28 protein-coding genes are annotated in these 22636 nt (G+C 46.3%); 8 read left to right on the top strand and 20 right to left on the bottom strand.

What is annotated here, in order from left to right:
* Positions 1 to 6: 6 nt before the first annotated feature.
* The 10 genes from MOB98_RS11190 to MOB98_RS11145 all read right to left on the bottom strand — a co-directional run bounded on the left by MOB98_RS11190 (position 7) and on the right by MOB98_RS11145 (position 6683).
* Positions 7 to 1131 (bottom strand): PqqD family peptide modification chaperone, encoded by a 1125-nt coding sequence (locus MOB98_RS11190; protein WP_268358082.1) that lies wholly within the window; start codon positions 1129 to 1131, stop codon positions 7 to 9.
* A gap of 114 nt (positions 1132 to 1245) precedes the next feature.
* Positions 1246 to 1419 (bottom strand): thiocillin family RiPP, encoded by a 174-nt coding sequence (locus tag MOB98_RS11185; RefSeq protein ID WP_014665267.1) that lies wholly within the window; start codon positions 1417 to 1419, stop codon positions 1246 to 1248.
* 37 nt (positions 1420 to 1456) lie between these two features.
* Positions 1457 to 1630 carry a thiocillin family RiPP gene (locus MOB98_RS11180; RefSeq protein ID WP_268425323.1) on the bottom strand — a complete coding sequence of 58 codons (174 nt, stop codon included), beginning with the start codon at positions 1628 to 1630 and terminating at the stop codon, positions 1457 to 1459.
* A gap of 12 nt (positions 1631 to 1642) precedes the next feature.
* The gene (locus MOB98_RS11175; RefSeq protein WP_014665269.1) at positions 1643 to 1810 is read right to left on the bottom strand and encodes a thiocillin family RiPP; all 168 of its coding nucleotides are present in this window, start codon (positions 1808 to 1810) and stop codon (positions 1643 to 1645) included.
* Between the two features lie 16 nt (positions 1811 to 1826).
* A complete protein-coding gene (locus tag MOB98_RS11170) occupies positions 1827 to 1985 on the bottom strand; it encodes a thiocillin family RiPP (RefSeq protein ID WP_268358085.1) in 159 nt (52 codons plus the stop codon).
* Positions 1986 to 2023: 38 nt separating this feature from the next.
* On the bottom strand, positions 2024 to 2194 hold the full coding sequence (locus MOB98_RS11165) for a thiocillin family RiPP (RefSeq protein WP_014665271.1): 171 nt from the start codon (positions 2192 to 2194) through the stop codon (positions 2024 to 2026).
* A gap of 40 nt (positions 2195 to 2234) precedes the next feature.
* Positions 2235 to 2960, bottom strand: a complete 726-nt coding sequence (locus tag MOB98_RS11160) for a nitroreductase family protein (protein ID WP_268358086.1) — start codon at positions 2958 to 2960, stop codon at positions 2235 to 2237.
* Positions 2961 to 2965: 5 nt separating this feature from the next.
* On the bottom strand, positions 2966 to 4585 hold the full coding sequence (locus MOB98_RS11155; protein ID WP_268425322.1) for a nitroreductase family protein: 1620 nt from the start codon (positions 4583 to 4585) through the stop codon (positions 2966 to 2968).
* Positions 4586 to 4686: 101 nt separating this feature from the next.
* Complete coding sequence (locus MOB98_RS11150; RefSeq protein WP_014665274.1) at positions 4687 to 5352, bottom strand: TOMM precursor leader peptide-binding protein; 666 nt, start codon at positions 5350 to 5352, stop codon at positions 4687 to 4689.
* Between the two features lie 20 nt (positions 5353 to 5372).
* Entirely contained in the window at positions 5373 to 6683 is a 1311-nt protein-coding gene (locus tag MOB98_RS11145; protein ID WP_268361003.1) for a YcaO-like family protein, read from the bottom strand.
* 252 nt (positions 6684 to 6935) lie between these two features.
* Between MOB98_RS11145 and MOB98_RS11140 the strand changes: the two genes are divergently transcribed.
* From MOB98_RS11140 to MOB98_RS11125, 4 genes are all read left to right on the top strand, one after another.
* Entirely contained in the window at positions 6936 to 7238 is a 303-nt protein-coding gene (locus MOB98_RS11140; RefSeq protein WP_311766044.1) for a helix-turn-helix domain-containing protein, read from the top strand.
* A 17-nt stretch (positions 7239 to 7255) separates the two neighbouring features.
* Positions 7256 to 8197 carry an ABC transporter ATP-binding protein gene (locus MOB98_RS11135; RefSeq protein WP_268361002.1) on the top strand — a complete coding sequence of 314 codons (942 nt, stop codon included), beginning with the start codon at positions 7256 to 7258 and terminating at the stop codon, positions 8195 to 8197.
* Positions 8194 to 8946: an ABC transporter permease gene (locus MOB98_RS11130; RefSeq protein WP_268361000.1), complete on the top strand. Its 753-nt coding sequence runs from the start codon at positions 8194 to 8196 to the stop codon at positions 8944 to 8946. The genes MOB98_RS11135 and MOB98_RS11130 overlap by 4 nt, the downstream gene beginning before the upstream one ends.
* A gap of 291 nt (positions 8947 to 9237) precedes the next feature.
* Positions 9238 to 9363, top strand: coding sequence for a YjcZ family sporulation protein (locus MOB98_RS11125; protein ID WP_268360998.1), 126 nt, complete (start codon positions 9238 to 9240; stop codon positions 9361 to 9363).
* 216 nt (positions 9364 to 9579) lie between these two features.
* Here MOB98_RS11125 and pucE read toward each other — a convergent pair whose 3' ends face one another.
* The 7 genes from pucE to allC form a co-directional block, all read right to left on the bottom strand.
* On the bottom strand, positions 9580 to 10101 hold the full coding sequence (pucE, locus tag MOB98_RS11120) for a xanthine dehydrogenase subunit E (protein WP_268360997.1): 522 nt from the start codon (positions 10099 to 10101) through the stop codon (positions 9580 to 9582).
* Complete coding sequence (pucD, locus tag MOB98_RS11115; protein ID WP_268361007.1) at positions 10092 to 12329, bottom strand: xanthine dehydrogenase subunit D; 2238 nt, start codon at positions 12327 to 12329, stop codon at positions 10092 to 10094. The genes pucE and pucD overlap by 10 nt, the downstream gene beginning before the upstream one ends.
* On the bottom strand, positions 12330 to 13163 hold the full coding sequence (gene pucC, locus MOB98_RS11110) for a xanthine dehydrogenase subunit C (protein WP_268360996.1): 834 nt from the start codon (positions 13161 to 13163) through the stop codon (positions 12330 to 12332).
* Positions 13160 to 13777, bottom strand: coding sequence for a xanthine dehydrogenase accessory protein PucB (gene pucB / locus MOB98_RS11105; RefSeq protein ID WP_268360995.1), 618 nt, complete (start codon positions 13775 to 13777; stop codon positions 13160 to 13162). Before pucB ends, pucC begins: the two co-directional genes overlap by 4 nt.
* Positions 13774 to 14766 (bottom strand): XdhC family protein, encoded by a 993-nt coding sequence (locus tag MOB98_RS11100; protein WP_268360993.1) that lies wholly within the window; start codon positions 14764 to 14766, stop codon positions 13774 to 13776. The genes pucB and MOB98_RS11100 overlap by 4 nt, the downstream gene beginning before the upstream one ends.
* A gap of 227 nt (positions 14767 to 14993) precedes the next feature.
* Entirely contained in the window at positions 14994 to 16244 is a 1251-nt protein-coding gene (locus MOB98_RS11095; RefSeq protein WP_268360992.1) for a pyridoxal-phosphate-dependent aminotransferase family protein, read from the bottom strand.
* Positions 16245 to 16260: 16 nt separating this feature from the next.
* A complete protein-coding gene (gene allC / locus MOB98_RS11090) occupies positions 16261 to 17499 on the bottom strand; it encodes an allantoate deiminase (RefSeq protein WP_268360990.1) in 1239 nt (412 codons plus the stop codon).
* A 212-nt stretch (positions 17500 to 17711) separates the two neighbouring features.
* Here allC and MOB98_RS11085 point away from each other — a divergent pair, with 212 nt between their 5' ends.
* Complete coding sequence (locus tag MOB98_RS11085; RefSeq protein ID WP_268360988.1) at positions 17712 to 18083, top strand: hypothetical protein; 372 nt, start codon at positions 17712 to 17714, stop codon at positions 18081 to 18083.
* 98 nt (positions 18084 to 18181) lie between these two features.
* On the opposite strand, the gene MOB98_RS11080 is transcribed toward MOB98_RS11085, so the two are convergent.
* The gene (locus MOB98_RS11080; protein ID WP_268360986.1) at positions 18182 to 18379 is read right to left on the bottom strand and encodes a hypothetical protein; all 198 of its coding nucleotides are present in this window, start codon (positions 18377 to 18379) and stop codon (positions 18182 to 18184) included.
* Here MOB98_RS11080 and MOB98_RS11075 point away from each other — a divergent pair.
* Positions 18371 to 18706, top strand: a complete 336-nt coding sequence (locus MOB98_RS11075) for a transferase (RefSeq protein WP_311766003.1) — start codon at positions 18371 to 18373, stop codon at positions 18704 to 18706. The genes MOB98_RS11080 and MOB98_RS11075 overlap by 9 nt on opposite strands.
* Positions 18707 to 18843: 137 nt before the next feature.
* Complete coding sequence (locus tag MOB98_RS11070; protein ID WP_268360984.1) at positions 18844 to 19710, top strand: endonuclease I family protein; 867 nt, start codon at positions 18844 to 18846, stop codon at positions 19708 to 19710.
* A 32-nt stretch (positions 19711 to 19742) separates the two neighbouring features.
* Here the strand turns inward: MOB98_RS11070 and MOB98_RS11065 are convergent, their stop codons facing one another.
* Positions 19743 to 20846 carry a sn-glycerol-3-phosphate ABC transporter ATP-binding protein UgpC gene (locus MOB98_RS11065; RefSeq protein ID WP_268360983.1) on the bottom strand — a complete coding sequence of 368 codons (1104 nt, stop codon included), beginning with the start codon at positions 20844 to 20846 and terminating at the stop codon, positions 19743 to 19745.
* Positions 20847 to 21027: 181 nt separating this feature from the next.
* Here MOB98_RS11065 and frlR point away from each other — a divergent pair, with 181 nt between their 5' ends.
* Complete coding sequence (frlR, locus tag MOB98_RS11060; protein WP_268360982.1) at positions 21028 to 21756, top strand: transcriptional regulator FrlR; 729 nt, start codon at positions 21028 to 21030, stop codon at positions 21754 to 21756.
* Positions 21757 to 21780: 24 nt separating this feature from the next.
* Here frlR and frlD read toward each other — a convergent pair whose 3' ends face one another.
* Positions 21781 to 22635, bottom strand: coding sequence for a fructosamine kinase FrlD (frlD, locus tag MOB98_RS11055; protein ID WP_268360980.1), 855 nt, complete (start codon positions 22633 to 22635; stop codon positions 21781 to 21783).
* Position 22636: the final 1 nt, after the last annotated feature.

Raw genomic sequence — 22636 nt, 5'->3', positions numbered from 1 at the left:
GATACATCACCCCATATATCCAAATGCATTTCGTAAAAGAAAGAAAAATGCCGATAGCAAACAAAAAAGATAAGTAAGTGAGACTAAACTGTAGGCAACGTAAATGATTTTTCTATTTTTCGCCACATGCTGTAAGTAAGCAGGAGGTTTTCTAAACGTGCTTACATGCAGCAAATATGTTAAGGCTCTTTTTCTCAGTGATAACTCCCCTGCAGCAGCCTCTACCGCGTGATATCCATCAGTAGGAAGCAGTAAATTCAAATTGCTAAGAACAAAAAGGATTTGCAAAAATGAAATAAGGTGCGCTGTCTCGCTTATGGTGCCTTGAGGAGCCAACATTGAGACGGCTGCCCACAAACCGCAAGCTAACAAATCTGAATACGGCCCGGCTAGCGCGATATGAATTCTGCTTTTCTTGCTTTTCAGCCGGTAGGTGTCTGTCCGGTCAACGTACGCAACTGGAATAAAGTAATAGAGCAGCGCGACACCCGCTTCCCGTATGGTGATACCGTAAGCCTTCGTTACTAAGGCGTGAGCCATTTCATGAATAATCAAATGAAAAGCAATGACACAAACCAACAATATCCAATGAATTGAAGCCCACTCGATCTGCCATCCTTCTGTCACGTTGAGCAGAATAAATAAAGAAATGGCACAAAAAAACAGAACATACAAGGTTATTTTTTGAAGCATCTTGGGAATAGAATGGTAAAGATGAAGCAGTGTTTCTGTTGATTTATTGAGAGACTTCGCCAATGGCAATCGAAGCATCGGTTTATCAGCTGCGCGGCGAATTGCCTGCTTCACCTGATGTTCAGGCAGCGGTTTTATATTTAGGACATTGGCTTTTCTTAAAGATGAAAAAAACATATAGACAATTTCAGGAAAGTTACCGTAATTTGCATAATTTTTTTCTAGTTGATTTACAATATCCTGGCCCGTGTTTGAACCGTCCATTAAGTGAAAAATCTCCAAGCCAACTTTTGAAAGCCTGATATATTTCCCGTTCTGTTTGTCAAACAACATGGGTTCTTCATTGGCGCCTATTAACAACTCGACTCCTTCACCTAAATAGAGGGGATTGACCAATAGTTCTTCATCGTACTGGTATTGAACTTGACCGTTGTTCATGGCTTCATTAAACTCCTTTTATTAACATACAAATACGGTATAATAGATAAAGGAAAGTAAGACATGCGCCTGCTCGCAACAGGCACCTGCCTTACTTATCTAAATAAGGGCTGATCACCCGTAGCTGCTTGCTGTGCCAGCAGTTGACGCTGTAGTTGCCGGACACGAAGCTGTTGTAAAAGAGGAAGCAGTGCTAGCTGTTCCTGCAACAGTCGCCAAATCCACTTGGGCCGGCAGCTCTTCAGCGTATAATTCCAATGTTTTAATAGTAGTATCCTTTTCAGACATAATGTCACCGCCTCATGTTTTTTAGGTTGATAACATCCTAATTTACCGTTGAAATGGTAGCTATTGTGGAGACAAACGTCGTCCACGACGCATAGGAAGCTCCTGTCGACATCGTCGAGACAATTGACGACATGTCCACTTGGGCCGGAAGCTCCTCTGCAAAGAGTTCCAGTTTTTCTGTGTGCTCGCAGTTAACCTTCAACGCACTCATCTCCTATTTGAATCAACCGTAGCAGCTGATCGTTCCGGCTGAAGCTGCTGTTGTTCCCGGACATGAAGCCGTACTGACTGATGACGTCGAACTGAAAGATGCCGCAATCGTTGCTAAATCAACTTGCTCCGGCAGTTCTTCTGCAAAAAGCTCCAATTCAAGAGTTTTATCCTTTTCCATTTTTCATTCCCCCTTATTATCCGCCGTATGATGAGATCGTGCCGGCCGTAGAAGCCGATGAACCCGCACATCCAACTGTACCGAATGTTGCTGATGTAGTGAAACCAGATAATGATTGAATTTCTGTCATTTCTTCAGCATAAAGTTCCAGTTCACACTCTTTTTTCTCTATCATTAGTAAACCTCCTTTTATTGGATTTAAATAATGAATTATTATCCAGAAAGTGATGATGCCGTTGATGCCGTTCCCGCTGTGCTTCCAGGGCACGAAGCTGAGCCAACAGTTGTGGCTGAAGCCCAAGTCGACAATGGCCCCATTGTAAAATCCATTTGCGTTTCAAGCTCTTCTGCAAATAATTCCAATTCAACTTTTTTCTCTTCCATCTCTATCACCTCCTTTCAAGTTATTTGCTTTGAAGAAGGTTTATTTTTCAGAAAAAGATAGCGGTTTTCCAAATGAAAACGCGCACAGTTGAGTACGATGCCGGCCGTCAATAGGCGTGTATTCCCTTAGCGGTCTAGGAAGCGCGCCAGCAAAAATCGTTCCCTGAAGTCCAAGTGTTAAAGCAGAAAGCCAAGCATTTTGAGCCGCTGCGCCGCCGCGCACCATCAAATGCCTGTAGCCGTGTCCGCCGTACTGCTTTACCGCCTTATTCATTGTCCCATTAATGATGATAATGGCAGGAGCATACACAAATTCTTTTTGGAGAAACCAGTCATCCGCTTTTTCTTGTTCCGGTATCTCGCCCATAGGATTTAAAGAATGCGTTTCGGCGCAATAATCATAGAAGAATGGACACCGCAGATTTTGGACACGCCACGCGATAACAGATACCGTAATATCAATTCCCTGGCCGATCTGGCGCGCCCAATTTCTGTTATCTTCTTCCTTGACCGTCGCTAAAATCGTCCCCAAATCACTCAAATCTATTGCATGCTGATCATAAAATCGAGTGGCGGTACGCTCTTTTAATATGTGAAAAAGTTCTTTGCCTTCATATTGTTTTTCCGGCAGCAGACATGATTGCCTTGTATTCAGGTTCTCTTGTCGCGGTCTCTCTACGGCACGATCGATTTCGCAGTCAAGATGAAAGGTTTTCGTTTCTTCGATTAATTTGTCTATCAGCTGAAACGGTTCAAAAGAAGCCATTGTCATCACCATCCGTCATCTAATCCGGCTAAGGCTATTACCGGTTCTTTTTTAGGATCGATTCCAAAACAGGATAAAAGCGCTTGCTCATTCCACTGATCAATTGTATTTACTTTTATCCCGATACCTGCAGATACAGCTTGCATTTGTGATAGAGCGACCCCTCCATCTAAATGAATAACTTTATAAGCAAAACCATTGTATTTGCTGGCAACTCTTTCATAAGCCCCTGTCAAGAGAACAAGGGCCTTTGGAATATTGTCTTTCTTTTGGCCTGTTATATCAGTTATTTTGTTCTTGATTTCTTCTATTGTTAATGATGGACCGACTTTCGCCAATGAGTTATCTAAGTACTGGTAAAAGTAGCAGTTAGGAGCTAGTCCGTTTACTGACAGGGCAAGAATATAAATCTGGCAAGATCCCAAATTGCCCCCGGTTGGCGCCCACCTCTGCACTTTTCCAGTTGCCTGGCCGCTGTCTGCGTCTCTTAACCCCCCGCTAGTTAAACATAAGCGAGTTAACGCTTCCAGATTCAATTCCTCTCTTCCAGACATAGGCTGTATTCTGTTTTTCAGGAAACCGCCTTTTGGCTTCGGCAAAAACTCTTCGGTCGGCAGCTCATATAAGACAGCACTCGGATAGCTTTTTGCTTCATTTGTTAGTAACAAGTTTTTTGGGTTGTAATGGACTTGATGACTTTTAGGGTTAATCAAATGTTTTGATGGAAAGGCAATTGCATTTTCAAACTGCAATACAGGATGAAGCTCATTCTCGGAGTCGCCGGTGCAGCAACTGCCGTCCGGTCTTAGTTGGACCTTTTTGCTGGTGCACGTCCAATCATCGAATCGGAATGTAAGATACTCTGTTCCGGTTGCAGAAGGAGCAAGCCTCGTAATGAAATAAACAATTTCAACCGCAGAATAATATTCCCACATTTCAATATGTTCAAGGCTTGGTTTGCCTTGGCTATCTTCTGATTCAACTGTTATTTGATAGTCTCGATAAGTGGCAGTTTCATTTTTTTCAAAATATGGCCCCAGAACACCGACATTTTCTGCTGCTCGTGTTAGTATCCATGGAATATTCTTTTCATGGCAGATATGATCCAATGACCTTAATTGTTTGTGGTTCAAAGGATTGGTGCAGAAGACAATCACAAGGTCGGCTTGACCGATGTTTACTTCACCTGAGAGCCGGGCTGTTATAACATTTTCTCCTCCCATAAACACAAGTTCATCATGAAGGATCTTGCCATACTCTGAATCAGTCAATAGCAGAATCTCAGCTGTTTTCAATTTATGTAATCCTTCTGCCGCACTTCTGTTTACTCTTGTCGAATCAGTACTTCGCTGAAAAAATTGGTAAACATCAGGCTCAAAACAAATTGTATCTATTCCTTCATCACCTTCTGCATCATCTAGCAAACCGCGCATGAACAATAAAGAAAGAATGTTGCTGATGTCTCTTGGAGAATATTGGTCAAACTTCGCCATAATGTCTTTAATGGTATACGAACCATTTAGAAATGGTATTAGATTTGGCAAAAAGCGCGTAACAGCATTTCCTTTCAGCACCTGCAAATGTTCTGTTCCATGAAATAACAAAGAATCTTGATCCGGAATCATTTGAAGACTTGCGATTAAGCGCGGCTTTTTAGGCAATCGAAAATTCGGGTCAAAGTAAGCCGCATGGCCAACTTGCTCAGCTGACATGACTGATGCAGGTTTCATTTCGTAAGCACTTCCCCTCTTCTATGACTTAACAATGATTGAAGGTCTTCAGATAACTGTGCCACGCTGCGGTTTTCTTCAGAGCGTTTTAATCCACATCTCGGGCAGCCATGCACAGATATTGTTTGTGAACTGAAGGATTCTCTTGTCAGCATGTTTAATTGCCAAACTCGCCCAGATTGTGATTGCTCATTCTCGTCAATTGATTTTATAATTGTCGAAGCGAAAACGGCTGACCAGCCGGCAAAGCTGCGTAAAAATCCCTTTGGCCCCGCATCTGGATGGCTATGATAATATGCATCTATTTTTTTGACATACTGAGGAACCGGTGAATGCTGTAAATAACGAGATTCAAAACAATGATAGCATGTCCCTTCACCAGGTATAACAAGCGGACCTATTCTGATATACGGATGATCCATAGTAATAGGAAGCCACGGTTCATTCCATTTAAAACAAAGCTGGTCGAGCTGTTTTGAAATAAAAGAAGATGATTTCCAAGAGGCAAAGATATGCAATCGAGCAGATGGAAAACGGTCTGACGGCAATAAGTAGAGCGGCTCGTTTAATGGCGTAATCACAATATGATCGATTTTTTTAGAAAGCTGCTGTGCGACTTCCCTGCCAAAGTCTCCTGTTGTCATGATATGAATGGGTTTCATTTATAAAATCTCCTTCCTTATTAAGCAAACGGCTGAGGCCAAGGATTAATTTCACTCTCCATTTTCACCGGGTAACCCATCGCTTTTGTTGCTTCATAAAGACGCTGGTGCCCTAAAAAGCGGCAGCGGTAACTGAAGGACAAAGGCTGAAGGCCGGGTATAATGACACGAACCACACGCATATCAGCATGAATGGCTTCATCGGTTGTCAGATCAACTGCAAATGCCTCAAGTCCCTTTTCCTCAAGACGATTTAATAGAAATTTTAAATTTTCTCCCGCATTTTCTTGCTCAAGGTTTGGTAATTCTGAAAGATTGGATTGATTCGGCGAATGTACTAGAAAATCATAAGCATGCAGCCTTTCAGCTTTCCCCATATAGGTCGCGCCGTGGAACACATTGTAGAAATCATCGATATCTTGCGGCGCAGGGCGCTCTGCCATCATGGCGATGCGTGAAGAAGCGGCTTCCCTCATAACTTTGTTTATTGCTTTATGAGGATTTAAATCAGTCGCACACATAATCAAGGCAGCCAGTTTTTTATTATGAGGTGTCAGCTGTAAGGAATAGATGGTTGGAATGCCTAAGTCCGTTGTACCATCGAACAGGTATTGCTTGATATTCCCATTCTCGAATGTTTTATTTAAAAATTCAGTCATTTCTTGATCTGGCTTTTTATCAAAGATGATATGAGGAAGAGGAAGTTCTTGATACCAAGTTAAAGAGATCGCGTCTCTTTCAATGACTTCGCATATCGCATTTACAAGAGCTTGTTCATAAGAGGTATGTGCAGCACAGCCGGTTGAAATCGGAAGCCAAAAGCGCTCACCTTGGCTCATAGCCGGCAAATGCAAATAGGTCATGATGGCTGGAATCCATGTCTCTTCTTGTGTGTGAAGAGACATGCCCTTTACCCACCTCAACGGAGCATCTAACAATGGTTTATTTACCGGGCAGCGGGGATGAGATCGTTCAGTTTCTGAGCAGATGGGGATTTTTTTCAAATCTAAAGCTTTCGTCCCTAATTCTTCAGCTGTTGCCCAAATGAACTGTTCCTCACTATACACACAGCTGGAATATCGTTCTAATGCTTCAGCGATCGCTTTAATTCGACTATCTTTTTCGTGAAGTGATCCTCCTGCACCATCCATATCTCCCGCCAACGACTTCCCCGGATTTAAGCTTGATATATGGGACAGCGACTGAGAAATATCTCCCGTAGATGCAACTTGAATTGGGAAATCAGGTTCACCAGGATAGGTCGGGAGGGAAGATACTCTGTTTATGAATCCTCCTAAAGGCTGTACTAGTTTTTCCAACGAATGAGCCATTCACGCACCTCCATTTTTTCAAAAAAACGTAAATTCTATGCTATGAATTTATTATATTAGATATATCAATCTGGATCTATGTCGAAAAACTTAATATACGTTAAGATTAATAATACTTTTTTCCTAATTTTATAAGTTTTGGCATTTTCATCTAAACTGAATTGTCTTTGCTCCCGTATATGCTACTGAAATCATACGTCTCAGTTGTCTTATCTAAAGGAGGAGATTCAGATTAATTACACAAAAAGAGAAATGCTTCTAATTGGCGATTGGTTATTAGACTCTGAACGTGAAATGCTGGTGAATGAAAATTCCACTATTCCCCTTTCCAGAATTCAATTTCGTTTGCTTCATTGTTTAGCTGTCAATAACGGCAGACCTGTATCCAAAGCCAAACTCATAACATATGCGTGGGGAGAGGAAGGGTTCGCTACAAAGAATGCATTGTATGTATATATTAATCGGCTGAGACGACTAATCGAGAAAGATGTAAAGCGTCCCAGGCATATCTTATGCCTGAGAAAAGAAGGCTACATTCTCTATCCAAAACATTAAAGGAGTGTGACAGTAACATGAAGTCCAGCTTACCTATCACCGTGCAAAATCTAAATAAGTCTTACGAGGATCATCAGGTCATAAAGGGAATTTCTTTTGATTTGAGAAAAGGGGAAGTTTTCGGGCTTTTAGGACCGAACGGAGCGGGGAAAACAACAATCTTAGAATCTATCATCGGATTGCGCAAGCCAAGCGGCGGCGAAGTTTCAGTGATGGGTTACAACCCATTGAAACAGCCTGAAAAAATTCGTCCATTTATTGGGGTTCAGCCTCAAGAAACGACTCTATTTCCTTATTTGAAAGTAGGAGAAACTTTGAAATTATTTTCTTCCTTATATAATAAATCAAGATCTCCTGAAGAAATATTAAAGCTGGTAGGTTTAGAAGACATGATGAACAAACCCACTCGCAAACTATCAGGGGGGCAAAGGAAAAGGCTGCTGATCAGCATTGCACTTATATCTGATCCTGATATTTTGTTTTTAGATGAACCGACCGCCTCTTTAGATCCTCATTCACGCCGGCAAATCTGGGATATTATCCAATCCCTTAAGGGAAATGGGAAAAGTGTCTTCTTAACAACACACTCAATGGAAGAGGCCTATACACAATGCGACCGTACCGCTATTTTAAATAATGGGAAGTTTGCCGCCCTTGGAACGCCGGTAGATTTAATACAAACCCATTGTCCTCAGCAGCGCTTGTTCTTAAAGTACACCGATCAGAAAAAAGTGGCTCAATTGAAAAATATTCCTGAAATAAAGAAATCTTCAATAAAAACACTGCCTATTGGCTACGAGCTTGAAATCGTGGCCGAACCCATTACCAAAAATGTAATTTCTTCGATTATCAAACAGATTGACGCAGAGTGGTCCAGCATCCGCATTGAACAGGGAACCTTGGAAGATGTTTTTCTTAAGCTTACGGGAAAGAAAATACGAGAGGGTGTTTTGGTATGATGAATAAACGTGCTTTTTCTGCGCTTCTATTCATGAATATAAAAGAACTGATTCGAAATCCTTTAACCTTTTTTATGGTTCTCGCCTTTCCGTTTCTATTCCTGATTATGTTTGGCGTTCTCTCCAGCTCTACGGGAGTCGGTACAGATTTATTTGAGTTTATCATTCCTGGTATTATTGTGATGGCCTTCTTTACGCTTGCTATAAACGGAACTTCCACTCCTATCATACAAATGAGGGACCAGGGAACTTTGCGATTAATTGGTTTAACTGAAGCATCAAAGCTGACCTTTGTGCTTTCTCAAATATGCGCCCGTTTTGTTTTAGCAGCTTTTCAGCTAGTCGCGCTGCTTAGTATCGCTTATTTCAATGGAATGTTACAAGCACAGAATATCCCTCAAATCATGCTTGTTTCACTTATCGGGCTTCTCATGCTGTTTGCACTTGGTTATACTGTGGGAAGCATGCGTCTCTCTATTGAAGCTGTAAATGGGCTTTCCGGTGGCATGCTCGCCCCTCTGCTGATCGTGTGCGGATTAATTATGCCGATGAACCTGCTTCCCTCTTGGCTTGAAACAGTGTCGAAATTTATCCCTCTCACCTACTTTGGAGAACTTCTTCGTTATTATTTAAATGGAGACAGTCCATCTCTTGGCTTGTTATTCAGCTATCTTATTTTAATCGCTTCAACTGCACTTCTGGCTTTTGCAGCTGTCCGTTTGTTTCGCTGGGATAATATCCGCGGATAACATCATAAAAAACCAGACCATCTCTTGGCGCAAGCCCGCTGCCTAATCCCGCCATACCCAGGCCGACAGGACAAATCCCTGTTGGCCCTTCTTTATGATTTACTTTTTTTCCAAACAGAACGCAAACATCACCCTCCTGGTATGCAGCAGCATTTGAGTCTGTTTTAATAGTGTTTAATCTTTCTTACACCTTTAGACAAAATATTCATTTTTTCTTTTTTAGACTTAAATCTATGTCGACAATGATCGTTTGGCATATCTTATTCTATCTCCACTAAAGGAGGTGACATTATGGGATTCTACAACTCTGGCGGAAACTCTGGTTATTCAAACGGTCTCGGCAGCTCTTTCGCTTTAATCGTAGTGCTATTCATTTTGTTAATCATTGTTGGAGCTTCTTTCTTTAGTGGCTATTAAGTTTGACTTTGCCTAATCCTCTGCGGATCAGCACCTCCCTGTCCGGCAGACGCCATAAGAAATTTTTATGGCGTCTTTGCTATGTGATTCACTAATGATACCTGGCTAATTTTCTGAAGCTGATGCTATCAAACTCTAGAAATTTATCGTATGTTTACCCATACGCTGTCTGACTGCTTTTCCATAGTAAAATGTCAGGCTAAAAAAGTCCGGCTTTTAAAAGCCGGACTCCCGTCTATCTCCGTTCAACTCTCTTCTAATCCTCCAAGCTGACCGCATAATCCCGCCATACCCGGTACATCGGCACAAATTCCCCGCCAGCCCTTCTTCTATGTCTTCCTCTGTGGGATGCGGTTTTTCCTTAAACAGCGCTTTGAGCGCAATTGTCATTCCCGGGGTGCAGTAGCCGCATTGGAAGCCGCCTTCTTCCAGGAAAGCGGTTTGGCAGATATCCAGTTCTTCTTTTTGTACTCCCTCGATTGTTGTAATGGAATGGCCGTTCACTTGGTAAGCCATGGTCATACACGCATTGGCCAGCTTTCCGTCGATTAAAATAGAGCAGGCTCCGCAGCGGCCGATTCCGCAGGAAACCTTTGTCCCGGTCAGCTGAAATTCCTTTCTAAGCAGGTCACTCAGACGTGTCGTAGGAACGGCTGTAACCTCCCGCTCCTGTCCATTCACGGTCATTCGGAACTGTTCCTTTTTTACAGGAAATGGTCCGGCCTCTTTTACGTCCATTGCTTCAGCCCCTTTCTGTCTATTGCTTCAAGCAGCTCTTCTCTTGAAATCGGCAGCTTGTTTATCCAGCAGCCGACCGCATCATGTACTGCCTTTACAATTGCCGGAGTGATGGCGATCGTTCCTATTTCGCCAACACCGCGCGGGCCGTAGGAATCTCCTTCCATCAGCTCTTCTATCACGGTCAGCTTCATAGCGGGAACATCTTTCACACCGGGTATGACATACTGGTCGAGATTATCCGCCGCGTAACGGCCGTCCGTCATTTTCGCTTCCTCCATCAGTGTGTAGCCGAGTGCCATGGCAGCGCCGCCTTCGATTTGACCTCGATAACCTTGGGGACTGACAACCGGACCTGCCGCAATGGCGTGCTCACAATCTATCACTTTGACGTCGCCTGTTAGTAGATCTACCTCCACTTCAACGGCAGCCGCTCCAAATGAGTAGAGAAAATGGCCGCCCACTACAGGATCAGGCGTTGTCGGGAAATCGAATGCCGTTTCCTCTGCCAAAGGGCCTTTTTCAGCCAGCTCTCTATACGTCACCACGATTTCCTTTGTGTTTTGATCATGCAAGCCTCCGGCGCCAAGAGCAAGATTTTCTGCTGAACAGCCGCTCTGTTCCGCCGCCCGTTTTTTCAACTGAGCTAGAAACGGCTTCTTCAAACGCTGGATCGCGTGCCACACCATGCTTGTGCCGCGGGATGCAGTAGAGGAGCCTGACTTCGGCACTTTTGCGGTATCTCCAATAACAATAGATATATCCTCCGCCGCACAACCCAGCTCCTCCATGACAATCTGTTCAATTGCCGCCAGTATCCCCTGTCCGCATTCTTCAAATCCAAACGAAGCTGTGATTTTGCCGTCACTCGAAAGAGACAAACGGCCTCCTGCCGAATCCATTCGGCCATACCCCAGCCCGCCTCCATGCATCGTTATGGCCGCTCCCGTCCCTCTCCGTATATACCCGGAGTGCTTGCGTTTTCTTGTGAGAATGGGAGATTCAGAAATGGCATTCAATACTTGCGCCGCTCCGTCAGTCGGCGCAATCCGATGCTCAAGCGGCCCTACATCATGCGGTTTTCTGATATTTTTTCTTCTCAGCTCCAGCGGGTCGATACCGATCCGATCACTGAGGCGATCAAGATGGATTTCGAGAGCAAATGTGATTTGATTGCCACCAAATCCTCGGAATTCTCCTGCCACCCCATTGTTCGTAAACACCGAGATCCCTTCCGTCCGGATATTTGGAATACGGTAAGGACCCGCGGCATGCTCGACAGAAAAGTCAAGAACGGCGGGTCCAAGCGTGGCGTAAGCGCCTGTGTCCGCCACAATTTTCACATCATGAGCCAAAATTTTTCCTGATTGATCCGCACCTGTTTTGATTCTAATCTTCATCGGATGGCGCTTAATGCCAGAGCGTACAGATTCCTTTCTGCTCTGATGAATTTTGACAGGCAGTCCGCTTTTCAAGGCCAAAAGCGCCGCATACGGTTGGATATTCAGCTCATCCTTCCCGCCAAACGAGCCGCCCATCGGACTTGACACAACTCTGATCTTCTCTTCAGAAATGTCAAACACACGGGAAAGCTGAAATCGGTCTTTATAGCCGTGCTGCGTTCCTGCATACATCGTAAAGCCCCCATCGTCTTCCGGAACAGCTACGCCTCCCTCTGTTTCCATATACGTATGCATCTGCCGTGGCAGATCGTAGGTTTCTTCAAGGACTGTGTCACATGCTCGAAAGCCCTCTTCCACATCACCGTGTGCAAAAAACGCACGGTGCAGAATGTTGCCGTCCTCATGCAGTCTTTGCGCGTTCGGCTGAAGCGCTTTTTCGGGTGAATCAATGACCTCCAGTTCTTTATACGTAACGTGAATCAGCTCCAGCGCTGCTTCTGCGATTTCCTCCGATTCTGCAGCAACAGCGGCGATCGCATCCCCCACATACCGCACCCTGTTCTCACATAAAACCGGCTGATCAGGGATAACAATGCCAAATCGGTTTAAGACGGGAACGTCTTTATGCGTGACGACGGCCCGCACACCTTCCATTTCTTCAGCTTCCTTGGTGCAAATCGACACGATCTCCGCATGAGGATAAGCGCTTCTCAGCACTTTGCCGTACAGCATTCCGGGAAAGCTGAGATCGGTCATATATTTCAATTCCCCTGTGACCTTTCCCCTTCCGTCCGGCCTGACTCTTGACGGTTTGTTGATCATGATTTATGTCCCTCCCTCAGCCATCAGCTCTGCCATGATGACGTTGGCAGCAGCTTTTTTTCTGTATGCCGCTGACATAAAAGCATCTGCGGAAAACGGCAGTTCATGGATAAGCGTCTCGTATAGCTCATGCGGATTCCAGTCCTGTGCCAGCCATTTTGCTTCGCTTTCCGTTAACCTTTTCGGTGTGATATCGGCATGGCCAGCGGCAAGACGGATGCCGCCGTCTTTCAAAAAATGGCCAGCGGCAACAGCAGCCGCTCCTGTAAAGGCCTGGCGCCTCCCAAGCTTGCGGTAAAACACACGCTCTCCCTCCGCACGCGGAATGATGACACGCGTCACAATGGCAGATCCATAGCCTTCATCCACGAGCCAATCACCAAGCGGCACCCTGACAAGCTCCCTTTGGTACACCATAAGATCAGCATCAAGCACAAGCAAGAGCGGAAGCAAATCGCCGACTTTACTCGCGATGTTGCCGCCAATTGTGGCCCGGCTGCGGATTCCGGGTGCGGCAACAGCAGAAACAGCATCGCTGAAACAACCAAGCGCACTCTTGATCAGGGGATTCTTTCTGCATTCCCTTAGGGTTGTGAGCGCTCCGATCGACAGGTGGGTGTCACTGGCGGTAATCCCTCTCATCTCGTCAATTCCTTCAAGGCTGACGAGATGCTGTTTCGGAAGAACCCCTTTGTCCCACTGAAGCTGAAGCAGCGTGCTTCCCGATGCGGCACACACATCCGGTGCAAGCTGCTGCAAAAGCAAATAGGCCTCATCGAGCGCTGACGGCCTCCATAATTGAAGATTCATCCTAGCTTTTGTCACTTGGCCGTTCAAACCATCAACCTCCTTGCCATGTCGTATTCCTCCGGAGTATCAATATCGTTCAGCTCCACGCTTTCCTTTGCCTCCAAAACCGCTCCTCCTCCAAGCTGTCCGTTTTTCAGGAGCCTGCGAGCTCCCTCATCTCCCTTTAACTCCTTTACATAAGGAAAACAAGTCGATGAGAAATAGATTGGCGGGGTGAGCGCGCCTAAAGATGCAGACACAACAAATGACTCAGAAGCCATCTCCACAAGGGCGTTCAGATGATTGACGGAAAGCTGCGGCTGGTCAGCTAACAAAATGACAACGCCGTCCGCTCCCATGCTTTCTGCTTTTCTCACCCCGCTGCTGACTGAATGCCCCTGCCCCTTTTCTGCGTCTTTGCATACGTGCAGGCTCCAGCGTTTTCGGAAGGGCGGAGCATGATAGGGCGCTCCTATCCACTCAAGGGAATCACGTTCTGTCCGTTCGACGATCAGAACGTGATTCAGGCGGGACAGCAAAGCCGTTTTCAAAGAGAGCGACCCGATCGTTTCTCCTTTTAGCGGCAAAGCCAGCTTGTTTTGGCCCATTCTTTTGCTTTTTCCGGCAGCAAGAAATACTCCGATCAAATAAGGGCTTCTCATACAACCGCCAGCCGTTTTCTTGTTTGAATGATTTCCGCGACAATGCTGACGGCAATTTCCTCGGGGCCTTCCGCACCGATTTTCAGCCCGACCGGACTGTAAAAATGAGACGGCGGCTGCTTTCCTTTCAGCAGTCTCTTCGTGCGGCTTGCTGAACCCAACAGTCCGATATAATGAAGATGTTGAGAAAATAAGAAGTTGATGATCGCTTGATCGTGCTGATAATGATGGGTTGCCACAACGGCTGCATCATGCGGAAAAAATTGAAATTTGCTGAGCATTTGTTCCGGAAAAGCGGTGATCAGCTGATCTGCTTTTGGAAAAAGAGAGGATGTACAATAAGCCGGACGCCAATCAGTGACGATAACAGAAAATCCTGTATCAGCCGCCAAATTGGCAAGCGGCACCGTATCCGGTCCCGCTCCGAACAAAATAAGACGCGGTTTCGGTTCAATTCGCTGAATAAACATGTTCGTTGATGGATCAAAATGCGGTAAATGAAGCGTTGAAGCCGTACATTGAATGTCTTGCAGAGGCACGTCAGGCCAGTTCCCGAAATGCCCACTATCTGACAGAAATATATAATGGGAGGAGTCAAGCTGCGTAACGGATGTAACAGCTTTGCCTGAATGAAGGCAGTCCCTCACTATTTTGTAGTGCCGCCTTTTTTCCTGCGTGATTCGCTCTACATAAATATGAATAATGCCGTTGCACCCCGCCCCCATGCCCCAGGAAAGATCATCCTCCGCACGCATGTCGTAGGGAATTAGCGCTGATGTCAACTGATCACCCATTTCACGAATTCTTTGGAATAAATCTTCTTCCACACACCCGCCGCTCAACAAGCCGACCCGCTCGCCATTTTTCTTAAAGAGCATAGAGGCGCCTGCTTTTCGATATGCGGAGCCTTCCACTTGAACAATTGTCGCCAGCACAGCCTCCTCACGATCTTTCAGGAGCACATCTAACATCATGTGCAAATTTTCCAATGCTGCATCCTCCTCTCAAAAATTACTGTGAGATACAATAGGTTCAGCGTGATTTTATAGGTAACTTGTATAAAGAATAGATGATGGAAGAGAAAATGACTCATGATTTGTCAGAAAATGAAACACATAGAAAGAGGATTTGTAAAAAGAGTCAAACGAAGAAAATCAAATTGGAGAAAACAAGAAATTATAACTTAAAAAGCTTGCGGAGGTCCGCAAGCTTTTCTTTACACCGCTGCCTGGCGGCCAGCGGTTTCATACACATCAAGCGCCGCCTGAAGCGCTTTCCCCACCTCAATTCCTGCGCCATGTCTCAGCAGCACAGCCTCTAAACCGGCAAGCACGAACAATACGTTTTCTTTTCTGCAGCTGTAACCCATCGTACCGATTCTCCAGATCTTCCCCGCCAGAGGCCCGAATGAGCTGGCGATTTCGATGCCGAATTGGGCCAGCAGCATGCGGCGGACAGACTCGCCGTCAATACCATCGGGGATTTCTACACAGGTGACGACAGGCATTTTGCAGCTTGCATCTCCAAACAGCTCCAGCCCCATCGCCTTAATCCCAGCTGCTAGTGCGTTCTCATGGTGGCGATGCCGTTCAAATCGGGCTTCAAGACCTTCTTCAAGCACCAGCCTGACGCCCTCACGCAAGGCGTACAGCATCGTCGTCGCTTCTGTATGATGATTGAGCCGTCTTTCGCTCCAATAATCCTCAAGCTGGCTCAAATCAAAATAATTGCTTGTGATCGGCAGGTTTCCTGAAAGTGTTGACCTGTCAGCTTGTGTTGCAATCCCGCGCTCCACTTTTTTTCGGGACGCAATCACATCCGCCACCCGCTCATTATATGTAATCGGCGCCATTCCTGATGGCACAGACAAGCATTTCTGCGTGCCGCCGATGGCCGCGTCAATTTTCCATTCATCGACTTTGACTTCGCAGCCCCCGATCGTTGCAACTGCATCGACGATAAACAATGCATCCTCGGCGCGGCAGGCTTCACCGATGGATGTCAGCGGGTGAATCCGCCCTGTCGATGTTTCTCCGTGCACCATCGCCACGATTTTTGGCTTCACTTTTTTTATTTCCTGAATAATGTCCTCCGGATCAAAGACCGTTCCCCACTCACACTCAAGTATATGAACATTCGCCCCATACCGCTCAGCGATTTCAGTCAGCAAATAACCGAAGCGGCCGTAAATCGGAATAAGCACATCATCTCCCGGCGCAATCACACTCGCCAGCACCGCTTCGATTCCCGCCCGAGAAGTGCCGTCAATCGGATATGCCCAGCGATTTTTCGTTTGAAATACCTCCCGAAGCATGTCCATCGTTTCATTCATGATATCTGTAAACGCCGGATCAAATTGGCCGAGAATCGGGGTGCTCATCACTCTTAATACACGCGGATCAACCTCAACAGGCCCCGGCGTCATAATCGTTCTTAACGGGGTACATAATTCTTTTCTGCCTGACACAGCCATTCCTCCTTTATCAGTAAGCCAGTTTGTATAATAAATCAGTCAATGCGCGGACGCCGATCTCAAGCTGTCTGGCTCTGGTATATTCCTTCGGTGAGTGGCTGATGCCGCCGCGGCTTGGCACGAACAGCATACAAGCCGGATGGCGCCTTCCGATCATTTGCGCGTCATGTCCTGCTCCGCTCACCATTTCTTCACAGCTGATGCCGTTTTCTGCCGCTGTTTCAAGAGCCGCAGCCTTCAGCCTTTCGTCCATCGGCACAGGCTCTATCCGCATATATTCATCAATTGATGCGCGAATCCCTTTTTGATGGCAAATGCTGTTAATCAGAGCAGCCATGTCTTCATGAAATTGCTCCAGCACGTGCTGATGCTGATGGCGAATATCGATTGAAAACTGTACGCGTCCCGGTATGACATTGGCCACGTTAGGCTCTGCCGTTATTTTTCCGCATGTCAGACGGAGCTCATCCGGCTGCTCTTCCGAACGCAGGAGCAGCTCGTGAATAATACGGCTGCTTGCTGCAAGCGGGTCCTTGCGCCATTTCATAGAGGTGGTTCCCGCATGGTTGCATTCCCCCTCCAGTGTGACGAGATATCGCCTTTGCCCCGCAATGCTAGTCACAATGCCAAGATCCCGTCCTGACATCTCCAATGTCTGTCCCTGTTCTATATGAAGCTCGACAAAAGCGCTGATATCTGTCCTATTCGCCGCCTGAAACATACCTTTGCCAAAACCGCACTCATACATCGCAGCTTGCAGAGAGACGCCTGTTTCATCTCTCGGTTCGACTGCATCCTGTACTGAAAAAACACCCGTCATATTTCCTGATCCCCAATAGGTCATTGGAAAACGGCTGCCCTCCTCCTCACATAAGGAGACTGCTTCGAGTGTTTTTTTCGGCGCTCCGTATGTTTCTTTAAGCTGCTTTATCGAGAGCATTGCCGCAAGAACGCCATAGGCGCCGTCATACTTCCCCCCATTGATAACAGTATCAATATGTGAACCGGTTACAATCACTTCACCCGGGGACTGAGTGCCCGAAAGCCTTCCAAACACATTGCCGACATCGTCGAATCTTGTATCAAGTCCGAATGCCGACATTTCCGTCTTCACGGCGAGCTGCGCGTCCATCCATTCTTTTGTATACAAAAGTCTCGTCACGCCGCCGTCAGCGGATGCGCCGTATTGGGCGAGCCATTCGATATAATCTGCGATGCCGCTTTTTACTGAAAGCTTCTGCTTTTCCATGTACTCCCCCCTCTGGCCGTTATGGTGACTTCATTATAGAAGGAGGAACTCGATAGTTCATTGGCAGATTAACCAAAAAAACGTTTATTTTTTAGTCACAGTATCTATCCTGTCAGCAAAGCGGCCACAAAACCTCCTACCTCTCAGTCCCCTTTTTCATGTAAAGTCAAAAGAAAACACAGCAAGGGAGAGAGCCAATATGCAGCGCCAATATGCAGCAATGGATTAAAGAAGCAGCTAGAGGAAAAAGGGGATCAAAACACCTTTCATATGAACAGGCTAAACTTGCAGGAGAGGCGATGTTCTCCGGCGAGGCAAGCGATGTGCAGATCGCGGCGTTTCTGATCGCGGAACGGATCAAAACAGAAACGTCAGACGAATTGCTTGGCATCACAGAAGCGATGCGGGCACATTCTTCGGTGCTTCAATTGCCGCCGCACATCAGCGGGCATGCCGTCGATTTTGCCGGACCTTATACTCTTTTCTCGCCACCATTCCAGTGTCTCTTTTACTCGCAGAAAGCGGCATACCGGCATTTCTTCACAGCAGCGAGGCACTTCCGCCGAAATACACAAACAACATAAAAGCCGTTTTGCGGGAGCTCGGCATTGAGACAGAAGGCACACAGGAACATATTGAAGAATTCCTCTCCGAATTACACATCGGATTTGCATCAGCCGAGTTATGATGCCGTCCATTTCAACGGCTGAAAACCATTCGTGAGGAAATGGGCGTGCGAACCGTTTTGAACACCGCAGAGAAGCTCCTGAATTATGCCGGAGCCTCTCGAATCATGATGGGCGCCTTTCACCGGACAGCCATCCAGCATATCTTTCCCGTGTTTCAAAGACTGGGCTAACAGCAGGCGTTTATCGTTCAAGGAGCAGAAGGCTCTGAGGATGTCCCTGTCCACCGCAACAGCTTCGTGTTTACGATCAATGAGAGCGAAATGGAAGCATTCATCTTAAAACCGGAGGACTATGGATTGAAAGCGGACGAAGCAGCATGGGATCAAACAATGAGTCCGGCCGGACAGGCAGAAAAAATCACGGCGATCCTCGGCGGCAGCGAGGAATCCGGATTGGACTATGAGAGAAAACAAGTCATCATGAATGCGGGACTGCGTTACTATTTATTCGGACATACCACATCAATTGAAGAAGGAGCAGACCTTGCCAAATCTCAGCTGGAGCAAAAAGGGGCCTAAAGATATTGGAACAGTGGATATCTTCCTCCCCCAAAGGAACTAATTTACAATTTTAATGAAAAATATACAAAATGACACTTCTATCCTTTATTTCAATTTTAGATAATAGACATGATCTGATAAAAGGAGGGCAAGTGATGACAAAAAAAGCAAGGTTTCTGCCGCTCGTCTGTGTGTTACTGATTTCCGGATTGTTTGCGCCTGCCGCTTCAGCAAGCGCGCAAACCGCATTGAACCTGAACGGCCGATTGGCGTCTTCCCCTTCAGGAACAGGGGGCCTTTTCTCATTAGCCGCTCCCGCTGCACCCTACGCTGACACAGATACCTATTATGAAGATGCTGAAAACAAAACAGGAGAATCGCTAAAAAGTGCCCTGCACCGCATCATCAGCGGACATACAATGCTGTCCTACAGTGAAGTATGGAACGCGCTGAAGGAAACCGATGAAGATCCGGCAAATCCGAATCATGTCATCCTGCTCTATACGAACGAATCGCGGTCAAAAAATCTGAACGGCGGAAATGTCGGCGATTGGAACCGCGAGCACGTCTGGGCGAAATCCCATGGCGATTTTGGTACGAGCAAGGGGCCTGGCACAGACATTCACCATTTGCGTCCGGCTGATGTTCAAGTGAACAGCGCCAGAGGAAATATGGATTTTGACAATGGCGGCACTGAATATGCGAAGGCACCCGGAAATTATTATGACGGTGATTCATGGGAGCCCCGTGATGATGTGAAGGGTGATGTCGCCCGCATGTTGTTTTACATGGCTGTCCGTTACGAGGGTGATGACGGCTACCCTGATCTTGAACTTAATGATAAAACTGGCAACGGCTCAGCCCCATTTCACGGAAAACAATCTGCCCTGCTCGAATGGAACAGGCAGGACCCGGTCGATGACCGCGAGCGAAAAAGAAATGAAATCATTTATGAGAAATATCAGCACAACCGCAATCCATTTATCGACCACCCTGAATGGGCAGATGAGATTTGGCCGTAAGAAAAAGGTGCTCCTCTTAAGGAGCACCTTTTCTAATACACAGCCTCTTCCGTCTCCGCATCGAAAAAGACAACGTGGTCCATTTTCACTGACAGCTGGATCGAATCGCCTGCGGCGATTCGCGTGTTTCCATCAAGGCGGACTGTGAGCCGCTCGTCCCCAGCCGTGACATGCACAATCAGCTCCGACCCCAGATTTTCACTCACTTCCACCTTCGCATTAAACACTGAATCAAACAGCTGATGACTGCCCGTCAATTGTGCCAGATGCTCCGGCCGGACGCCGGCAATCATCTGCTCTCCGGCATATCCCTTTTCCTTCAGCCGCTTCGCTTTTTCTTCAGGAATATGAAGCCGGATCGAAGGGTTTGTGAAAAACAGCTCGCCATGCTGCTCCTCAATGGTGCCTTTTAGAAAGTTCATTCCCGGGGAACCGATGAAGCCTGCGACGAATAGATTCGCAGGGTAATGATAAATGTCATGAGGTTTCGCCACTTGCTGGATTTCCCCTTCATTCATTACAACAATCCGATCGCCCATTGTCATCGCTTCGGTCTGATCATGCGTGACATAAATAATGGTTGCCTCTAAACGCTGGTGCAGCTTGCTGATTTCTGTCCGCATTGTGACTCTCAGCTTCGCATCCAGATTGGAAAGCGGCTCGTCCATTAAAAAGACCTTTGGTTCCCTCACAATCGATCTGCCAAGCGCCACCCTTTGCCGCTGCCCGCCGGAGAGCGCCTTCGGCTTTCTCTTCAGCAAATGCTCAATCTCTAAAATTCTGGCTGCCGCATGAACCCGCTCGGCAATTTCGTGTTTCGGCAACTTTCTGAGCTTTAGTCCAAACGCCATATTATCAAAAACCGTCATATGCGGATAAAGCGCATAGTTTTGAAATACCATCGCAATATCACGTTCTTTCGGCGGAAGATCATTGACCCGTTCTCCATCGATGAGGAGGTTTCCTTCAGAGATGCTTTCCAGCCCCGCCACCATCCGCAGTGTTGTCGATTTTCCGCATCCTGACGGCCCCACCAGCACCAAAAGCTCCTTATCCTTTACATCTAAATCAAAGTCCTTCACCGTTAATTGTGAGTGATATGATTTTTTGATATGCTCAAATGTTAATGAAGCCATCAGAAATGTCCCCCTATCTTTTGATCTGTTATTTCGCCACTGGAAACAACTTGGTCTTTCTGTTATTTTTAGAGTAATCGATTCCTATTTTTGCTATATTTCTAAAATAAAAAATGTAAATTTGTATTATAACGTCATAATACATTATAATATGAATAATAGGTTAAAAGGAGGCTACCCCTTGTTAAACAACGGAAGTTCTACACCTTTATACATTCAGCTAAAACAAATCATCACTGATGACATTAAAAAAGGCGTGTATTCCCCAACCGCCAAGCTGCCTACCGAAAACGAGCTTTGCAGCAAGTATAATGTCAGCCGCATTACCGTCAGGAAAGCCATTCTTGATTTAGTCGAAGAAGGCTATCTGATCAGGCAGCAGGGAAAAGGAACGTTCGTTAAAAGCCCTAAATTAAAACGAGAGCTGATCGCAGTAAACGGCTACTCAGAATTTATGGAATCAACCGGCAAAAAACCGAAGCATCAAGTGCTGTCCCATGAGATCATTCCGGCGGCAAAACCCATTGCCGAGAAGCTTCAAATCGATCCTGAGTCCCCTGTCGTTGAATTAAAACGGATTTTATATAATGATGATCAGCCGCTCTCCTTTGAAGTGACGCATTATCCGCTGGATTTGTTTCCCGGCATTGATGCCTTTATTGCTGACGGCGTATCCATGCATGATATTTTGAAACAGCAATACCAAGTTGTTCCCGCCCACAATACAAAGCTACTAAATGTTGTGTATGCCCAGCAGGAGGAAAGCAAATACCTGGATTGCGATATCGGGGATGCGCTGTTTGAAATCGATAAAACGGCTTTTACATCAAACGACCAGCCAATCTACTGCTCACTGTTTCTGATGCACACGAACCGTGTCACTTTTACGATCAACAGCCCCTACACATAACCGGCATAAAAAACGAGACACTGCTTATAGTATTCTCGTTTTTTCACTGCTTCCCCCATCCTCCAAGCGAAAAGGATGGCCATAGCCAAATGCCCCGTACACACCGCATGTTTTTGCAGCCGTTTCCGCCGCTTGGCGCAAAGCATGTGTCATGTCCTGCTTCTCGCAAAACGCTGTCAAAAAACCCGCTATAAATGAATCTCCCGCTCCAAGTGTATCTATTATATCAGTTTCCACGATCGGCTGATGATAGATTCGGTCTCCCGCAGACAGGATCGCCCCCTGGCCCCCGCGGGTCAGACAAACGAACTTTGCTCCGTACCCATGAGCTGTTTTCGCAAGCTCGCCGCATTCCGACTCACTCAAATCGCTTCCAGAAAAAAACGCATACGTCACATAAGGACAAACCCTTCTCAGATAATCATCCTTCCGATTGGTTGAAAAATCAAATGAGACCGGAAGCAGCCCGCACAGCTGCGGAAGATCATTCTCAAGCCGGCTGTACACACTCGTATGCAGCAGATCATGGCCGCTGATAAAGTCTAGATCTTTCTCCTGAAACACGAGGCGAAGCCGAGACTGAATGCCGCCTTTATTTGATCTGACAAAAATACGGTCCCCCTGTTCATCAAGGGTGACAATCGCCATTCCGTTTTCTCCGTGCGCCTGACGGATATAATCAGCATTGACCTTCTCCATTTTCAGTACGTTCAAAAGATGTGCCGCTGCTTCGTCATTGCCGACGATTCCAATATAGGAAGTCTCATGCCCGAGCCGTTTGGCCAGCACAGCAACGTTTAAGGCATTTCCACCCGGGTAGAACGTTTCTTGATCCTGATAGTAATCAACAACGTTATCTCCAACCGCAATCAATTTCATT

The sequence above is a fragment of the Bacillus sp. N13C7 genome (genome assembly GCF_026790065.1).
Lineage (GTDB): Bacteria > Bacillota > Bacilli > Bacillales > Bacillaceae > Bacillus.
This window is presented reverse-complemented; position numbering and strand designations above follow the sequence as displayed.

Bases quoted from the DNA above. Each gene is read 5' to 3' on its own strand.
- MOB98_RS11150 (WP_014665274.1), bottom strand. From the start codon at position 5,352: ATGAAACCCATTCATATCATGACAACAGGAGACTTTGGCAGGGAAGTC.
- MOB98_RS11155 (WP_268425322.1), bottom strand. From the start codon at position 4,585: ATGATTCCGGATCAAGATTCTTTGTTATTTCATGGAACAGAACATTTG.
- pucE (WP_268360997.1), bottom strand. From the start codon at position 10,101: ATGGACGTAAAAGAGGCCGGACCATTTCCTGTAAAAAAGGAACAGTTC.
- MOB98_RS11145 (WP_268361003.1), bottom strand. From the start codon at position 6,683: ATGGCTCATTCGTTGGAAAAACTAGTACAGCCTTTAGGAGGATTCATA.
- MOB98_RS11185 (WP_014665267.1), bottom strand. From the start codon at position 1,419: ATGTCTGAAAAGGATACTACTATTAAAACATTGGAATTATACGCTGAA.
- MOB98_RS11160 (WP_268358086.1), bottom strand. From the start codon at position 2,960: ATGGCTTCTTTTGAACCGTTTCAGCTGATAGACAAATTAATCGAAGAA.
- frlD (WP_268360980.1), bottom strand. From the start codon at position 22,635: ATGAAATTGATTGCGGTTGGAGATAACGTTGTTGATTACTATCAGGAT.
- MOB98_RS11140 (WP_311766044.1), top strand. From the start codon at position 6,936: ATGCTTCTAATTGGCGATTGGTTATTAGACTCTGAACGTGAAATGCTG.
- MOB98_RS11125 (WP_268360998.1), top strand. From the start codon at position 9,238: ATGGGATTCTACAACTCTGGCGGAAACTCTGGTTATTCAAACGGTCTC.
- MOB98_RS11175 (WP_014665269.1), bottom strand. From the start codon at position 1,810: ATGGAAAAGGATAAAACTCTTGAATTGGAGCTTTTTGCAGAAGAACTG.
- MOB98_RS11190 (WP_268358082.1), bottom strand. From the start codon at position 1,131: ATGAACAACGGTCAAGTTCAATACCAGTACGATGAAGAACTATTGGTC.
- pucB (WP_268360995.1), bottom strand. From the start codon at position 13,777: ATGAGAAGCCCTTATTTGATCGGAGTATTTCTTGCTGCCGGAAAAAGC.
- allC (WP_268360990.1), bottom strand. From the start codon at position 17,499: ATGGAAAAGCAGAAGCTTTCAGTAAAAAGCGGCATCGCAGATTATATC.
- MOB98_RS11070 (WP_268360984.1), top strand. From the start codon at position 18,844: ATGACAAAAAAAGCAAGGTTTCTGCCGCTCGTCTGTGTGTTACTGATT.
- MOB98_RS11130 (WP_268361000.1), top strand. From the start codon at position 8,194: ATGATGAATAAACGTGCTTTTTCTGCGCTTCTATTCATGAATATAAAA.
- MOB98_RS11170 (WP_268358085.1), bottom strand. From the start codon at position 1,985: ATGATAGAGAAAAAAGAGTGTGAACTGGAACTTTATGCTGAAGAAATG.
- MOB98_RS11180 (WP_268425323.1), bottom strand. From the start codon at position 1,630: ATGAGTGCGTTGAAGGTTAACTGCGAGCACACAGAAAAACTGGAACTC.
- MOB98_RS11135 (WP_268361002.1), top strand. From the start codon at position 7,256: ATGAAGTCCAGCTTACCTATCACCGTGCAAAATCTAAATAAGTCTTAC.
- MOB98_RS11065 (WP_268360983.1), bottom strand. From the start codon at position 20,846: ATGGCTTCATTAACATTTGAGCATATCAAAAAATCATATCACTCACAA.
- MOB98_RS11085 (WP_268360988.1), top strand. From the start codon at position 17,712: ATGCAGCAATGGATTAAAGAAGCAGCTAGAGGAAAAAGGGGATCAAAA.
- MOB98_RS11165 (WP_014665271.1), bottom strand. From the start codon at position 2,194: ATGGAAGAGAAAAAAGTTGAATTGGAATTATTTGCAGAAGAGCTTGAA.